This is a genomic window from Psychrobacter sp. K31L (genome assembly GCF_017942195.1).
Taxonomy (GTDB): Bacteria; Pseudomonadota; Gammaproteobacteria; order Pseudomonadales; family Moraxellaceae; genus Psychrobacter; species Psychrobacter glaciei.
This window is the reverse complement of sequence record NZ_JAGKSC010000008.1, coordinates 105,062-111,895: the sequence shown is the minus strand read 5'-3', so window position 1 is coordinate 111,895 and position 6,834 is coordinate 105,062. Positions and strand designations below refer to the sequence as shown.

2 protein-coding genes are annotated in these 6,834 nt (G+C 45.5%); both read right to left on the bottom strand.

What is annotated here, in order from left to right; translation table 11 throughout:
• Positions 1–293 precede the first annotated feature (293 nt).
• On the bottom strand, positions 294–5,297 hold the full coding sequence (locus J5X94_RS12175) for an ESPR-type extended signal peptide-containing protein (protein WP_210541410.1): 5,004 nt from the start codon (positions 5,295–5,297) through the stop codon (positions 294–296).
• A 625-nt stretch (positions 5,298–5,922) separates the two neighbouring features.
• On the bottom strand, positions 5,923–6,825 hold the full coding sequence (gene pssA, locus J5X94_RS12170) for a CDP-diacylglycerol--serine O-phosphatidyltransferase (RefSeq protein WP_228293253.1): 903 nt from the start codon (positions 6,823–6,825) through the stop codon (positions 5,923–5,925).
• Positions 6,826–6,834: the final 9 nt, after the last annotated feature.

Below are 6,834 nucleotides of genomic sequence, written 5' to 3'. Positions count from 1 at the left end.
CATCACTCATTCTAAACAGCCTTCCCTTTCAACTAGGGCGCATTATACGGGGTTTTAAGACTGGGTCAAGGGGTTTGATAGACTTATCTTATCTAGATAGAATCAGTTTATATATTTTAGACTATTATTTTAAATATTTGAGCTAGCGCACTGAGAGTATTGTATGTACAAAACATTGCTATCAAATGGCTGGTAGGACGATATAAGCCTTATAGGAATTAAGCAAAGCCAATTCAGAACTGGCTTTGCTTAATATTTAGATTAGAGAGGTATTGATTGATTTAGTCGTTTATTTACCAGCCAAAACCTACACCTACCCCTGCAGATGATTCATCGTCACTAAAGGCACCACTAAAGGTCAATGACGTGTTATCAGAAACTACACGCTGATAACCGATAGCTACTGCTTGCTCGCCTCCTTGAAAGCCCATACCTAGACCTACGCGATTGCGCTGATTCATTCCACTCACACTAGTACCCATGTTTTGAATAGCAGCGCTCATCGCTCCGACTTTATCGATACGCTGATCTTGCTCTTTGAAGCGTGAATCCACATCGCCCCTAAATGAGTTTAAGTTCTGATCGATTGTTGCAAAACGCTGATTGGTATAGTCATTAGCAGTATCTAAAGTTTGACTATCGCCCGCTTGGCTCTGTGCCAGATTGACTGCGTCATGGGAGTCAACACCAGCAGCAACATTGGTAATTCGGCGCTGGTTAGTCGCGCTACCCACCGATACGGTGTTATCAGCACTGGTCTGTGATCCTGCGCCTAACGCGACAGAGTTATCATTAGTCACACTGCTATTAGCACCGATAGCCACTGCATTGGCTGCTTGGACGTTCACCGACTCACCGATAGCAACGGAGTTTGAGGCATTAGTCTCGTTCGCAAAAGTTGGTGAACTATTGGTATCAACTGTTGCCGCTGTAGCACCCACTGTTGCGTTGCTACCTAGTACTACTGAGTTACTGGTAGTATCACCAATGATGTTGTCGTTACCAACTGCATAATTGGCGTTACCACCAACAATATTAGGATCTCCAAATGCACCTGAGCGATCACCTGAAACGATGTTGCCTTGACCGACGCTGGTAGATTGATCGCCAGTCACTGTATTATTAGTGCCTATAGCGATGCTGTCCTTACCTTTAGTTTGAGCGTTAACTCCGATTGCTATCGCACCGTCAGCAGTAGCGCCATTACCGTTATAATTACCTGCATCTTCACTGTCACTAGAGCCATTAACGCTAAAGAATCGAGCTTGGCTGTCTTCGATTTTACTTTCTAATTCAATTTTAGCTTCTTCGCTAATACCTGAATCACCTTTGTCTCCTTTAGCGCCGTCGATACCATCCTGACCTGTAAGTCCTTGAGCACCATCAACACCGTCTTTACCGTTAGTGCCATCAGCACCATCTTGACCACTAATGCCGTCTACGCCATTAGTACCATTCTGACCGTTGATCCCATCAACACCATTAGTGCCATTTAAACCATCAACACCGTCTTTACCGTTAGTGCCATCAGCACCATCTTGACCACTAATGCCGTCTACGCCATTAGTACCATTCTGACCGTTGATCCCATCAACACCATTAGTGCCATTTAAACCATCAACACCGTCTTTACCGTTAGTGCCATCAGCACCATCTTGACCACTAATGCCGTCTACGCCATTAGTACCATTCTGACCGTTGATCCCATCAACACCATTAGTGCCATTTAAACCATCTGTTCCGTTTTGACCTGCTGGACCTTGTGCACCATCTTGACCATTAATGCCGTCTACGCCATTAGTACCATTCTGACCGTCAATACCGTTTGTTCCATTGATGCCGTCAGACCCTGCTAGACCTTGAGGGCCAGTTTCACCTTTATCGCCTTTGTCCCCTTTAGGTCCAGGGGTTAATGCGATGTTGGTTATTTGTCCTTGCAAATCTGTCAACCTGCCATCCACTGCGGTAAATGCTGAACCGACATCACTGTAGTCAGTATTATTGATACGATAAGTTGGTGCTTGAAAAGCGCCATTAGCACCAAAAGACGCACTACCTCCCAACGCTGTGCTTACGTTTTGTAAGCCTGAAAAGTAGTTGGTCTCTGTACGCTTCAACTGCGCTACATTAACCGCATCGGTATCCGCTGTGCCTGCGGCAACGCCTGTAATTTGACGCGTTTGCCAGTTAGCAGGATCAGCATCAGAAGTATCACCGACACTCACTGCCGCTAGCGTTGATTGCCATACTGGTGTGGTTCTGGTGTCCGCCCCAAAGCCTGCTACGCCTGCATCAACTGTTGTGGTGCTCTGTGCGCCTAGAGCAATGCTGTTACGAATATCAGCCGTTGACCCTGTACCCATCGCTAGGCTGTCACGACCGCTTGCGACTGAGGTATTACCGATAGCTGTTGCGCGGATACCACTCGCGGTTGCGCCTATGCCGAGAGCTTCATAGTCTGCTGCTGCGAACTCAAAGATCCGACCGCCATTACCATCGTCTCTAAAGCGGCGATTCCGATTGTCTGTCTGTATAGACGTGGTCGCAGCGGTAAACTCAGCTTGTACTACTGCACCTACTACTGGCACCCGTGTAGAAAAACTGCCACTACCAATGGCAGTAGCGCCTGATTCTGCTGCTTGGTTTGCACTACCGAACGCTGAGCTAGAAACTCCTGAAGCTGCGTTGCGATAACCCATCGCTGAACTGTCTTCTCCTGAGGCTGTATTACCACTACCTACCGCTGAGCTGGAACTTCCTGAGGCTGTGTTAAAATCACCTATTGCTGAGCTGAAATCTGCTGAGGCTGTGTTCTCAACACCCATTGCTGAGCTATGAAGACCTAAGGCTTCATTGTCATAACCCACTGCTGAGCTTGAAAAACCTGAGGCTGTATTACCACTACCCATCGCTGAGCTGGAACTTCCTGAGGCTGCATTATCATAACCAACTGCTGAGCTACTATTGGCTAAAGCTGTATTACTACTACCTATCGCTGAGCTTACAAAACCTAATGCTGTGTTATTACTACCTAGTGCTGAGCCAGAACTTCCAGAGGCTGTGTTACCAACACCTATTGCTGAGCTAGAACTTTCTAAGGCCACGTTACGAAGACCTACTGCTGAGCTGGCGTTTCCTAAGGCCCTGTTACCAATCCCCATTGCTGCGCTGGAACTTCCTGAGGCTGTGTTCGAACTACCTACTGCTGAGCCAGAACTTCCAGAGGCGGTATTACCCATCCCCATTGCTGAACTGGAACTTCCTGAAGCTGTGTTGTTATAACCAACTGCTGAGCTGAAATCTGCTGAGGCTGTGTTAAAAACACCTATTGCTAAACTAAAGTCTCCTGAGCCTGCATTGCTATAACCAACTGCTGAGCTCTCAGTACCTGAGGCTCTACTATAGACCCCAATTGCTACTGCATCTAAACCTGTGGCCCCATCATTGTCAGCGTTAGACCTTAAGCCCGTCTCATTTGAATTAATACTCACGTAACGCGTGGTATCACCGCTTGACTCTGCGACTTGCTTCAGCTGCGCCACATTGACCGCGTCGGTATCAGTCGTACCCGCAGCCACACCTGTGATTTGACGGGTTTGCCAGTTAGCAGGATCAGCATCGCTAGTATCACCGACACTGACTGCCGCTAGCGTTGATTGCCATACTGGCGTAGTTCTGGTGTCCGCACCGAACCCCTGTACGCCTGCGTCAACTGTGGTAACGCTTTGTGATCCTAGTGCAATACTATTACGAATGTTAGCCGTCGATCCTGTACCCATCGCTAAGCTATCACGAGCACTAGCGACTGAGGTATTACCAACCGCTGTTGCGCGGATACCACTCGCAGTTGCACCTGTGCCTAAGTCTTCATAATCTGCATCTGCGAACTCAAAGATCTGACCGCCATTACCATCGTCTCTAAAGCGGCGATTAAAATTGTCTGTCTGTATAGGCGTGGTTGCAGCGGTAAAGTCAGCTTGTGCGACGGCGCCTGCTACTGGAACTCGTGTAAAAGGACTACCACTACCAATGGCAGTCGCACCTGCTTCTGATACTGTGTTAGAACTACCTAACGCTGAGCTATTAAAACCTGAGGCTGTATTACGATTCCCTAGCGCTGAGCTGTCATTACCTGAGGCTGTGTTACTAAAACCTACTGCTGAGCTAAAGTCTCCTAAGGCTGTGTTCAAACGACCCATCGCTGAGCTGGAACGTCCTGAGGCTTCGTTATCACTACCTACCGCTGAGCTACGATCGCCTGAGGCTTCGTTAGCATAACCCACCGCTGAGCTAAAGAATCCTGAAGCTTCATTGGAACTACCCAACGCTGAGCTACCACTGCTTGAGGCTTTGTTATTACTACCTAGTGCTGAGCTGTTGGTAGCTGAGGCGGTGTTACTAAGACCCATCGCTGAGCTGTTGATACTTAAGGCTGTGTTGCCAAAACCCATCGCTGAGCTTTGAGAACCTAAGGCTTCATTGCTACGACCCACCGCTACGCTATCTCTACCTGAGGCTTCACTACCTACCCCAATTGCTACTGCATTCGCACCTGTTGCGCCATCATTATCACGATTAGAGCCTGCGCCCGTCTCAGTTGAGTTAATACTGACATAGCGTGTAGTATCACCGCTTGATTCTGCGACTTGCTTAAGCTGCGCCACATTGACCGCATCGGTATCGGTCGTCCCTGCTGCTACGCCTGTAATCTGACGAGTCAAACCAGCATTAGTATTTCCGATACTGAGAGCAGCGCGAGTAGATCGCCATGTGGCATCGGTATTCGTACCTGCGTTAAAACCTGTCACACCTGCATTGGCTGTAGTAACGCTTCCCTCTCCTAAGGCAATACTATTATCAATGTTAGCGGTCGCATTTGACCCTATGGCTGAGCTAAAGGCGCCTGAAGCTTTATTGCTATGTCCTATAGCTGTGCTCGCATAACCTGAAGCAGTGTTTACAGACCCTATTGCTGTGCTAAAATCATTTGCTCCTGTATTGTTATTAAAACCACAAGCTATAGAAGTGACTAATGGAGAAGAACTACTATCTGGTGAGAATCCAAGATTATCTTTTGCACACATATCTGCTTGACTACTTATCGATATCAATCCCAATGCACTTCCTATCGCTACAGCGATCGCTTGACGACGTAACGTTGTTCCTGTCGTGCTAGCTGTCACAGTACCCACCGTAGATGACTTACTAGATTTGCCACCAGATTTGGTGATTTCACTGACAGCAACATAGCAGCCTGTTGAGCGGTTAAAGATAACGCGGTAGACATGGTTTAGCATTAGAGTATCCTGTATATGTAAAGCCACTATCGAAGCAACTGTATGATGACTATACAAATAGACTGATCGTTGGGCTAGCACTATTAGGCATAGACGTTAGTGTTGATAAGCAGTTAAACAAAGAAGCTATTGATTGGGGCATTCCATGAACGACATGTCCAATAGAAGGTTGAGACATTTTTTTAAAACTTTAAGAGGTGAACCTCTCATCTCTAGAAATATTTATATTCTATTTGGATATAAAAAGAAACGTTATGGATACATATTGTATATATTATATGCTGATTGTAAAGAAATTGTTTTTAATGTGTAACATATAAATATATCCTTTGAAGAATATATCGTGATGCTAGAAAAAAATATTGGCTATGACATGCATGCGTACAGAGTTTTTATTTATTGAAGTTATCTGTTGAATATAGATAACTTCAATGACCTATGTATGACGATATACAAGTTATAAAGAGAATAATGATTTTTTATAAGACACAAAAAAGCCGCTTATTAATAAATAAGCGGCTCTTATAAAATATACTTAGATTTGTTTTAGCATTAACTAACTTAAATGATTAAAGTTTGAAAATAATTAATAGCAGTCTAAAATAAGATATGGAAGACATCAAATTTAGTGTTTAAAATTTGCTTTAATCGTAGTCACGATACCTGACAAAGCATAAATAATACCGATCGCTAAAATACCAACAGGGATGTCATAAAGCACAATACTCATGACCAGCACACCAATGATAAGAACCACAAACGGTACTTTCTTTTTGTCAAATTCCTTAAAGCTGTAGTATTTAACATTACTAACCATCAGTAAACCACAAATAACGACCCAAGCCGCGAACAAGAACATGACAAGTGTATCGTACTGTCCTATCCACTGATTATGGTCTATTGCTACCATCACAGCTGAGGTGACCAATATAGCCGCAAGTGGACTTGCTAAACCAACAAAGTATTTTTTGTCGACAGTACCAACCTGCACATTAAACCGTGCCAAGCGGAAAGCACCACAAGCCGTGAATACAAAGGCACAGCCAAGACCGATACGACCCAAGGGCTGTAGCGCAAAACTATAAATCAAGATGGCAGGTGCAACGCCAAATGCTAGCATATCGGCTAAAGAATCATACTGCTCCCCAAACGGGCTTTGGGCATTGAGCATGCGGGCGACGCGACCATCTGCCCCATCAAGAATTGCGGATAAAAAGATGGCTAAAGAGGCTTTGTAAAACTCACCTTGCGTACTCGCCAAAATCGAGTAAAAGCCTGACAGTAATGACAACGTAGTGATCAAATTGGGCGCTAAATACACACCGCGACTGACCACACGTTTCCCTTCAGCAACTTCTGCCTCAATCACCTCAAAGGTCAAGCCATCGTAGCTGTCATTATCCGCTAAGCGGATATTAAACTCATGCTCATCAACAAAAGGTGGCTGGGTGGCTGCATTATCTTGCAGCAAACCATCGTTTTGAGGCGCATTGTTTGGTTGGCCGATAGGTGGTTGCACGTTTGTCATCTTAATATC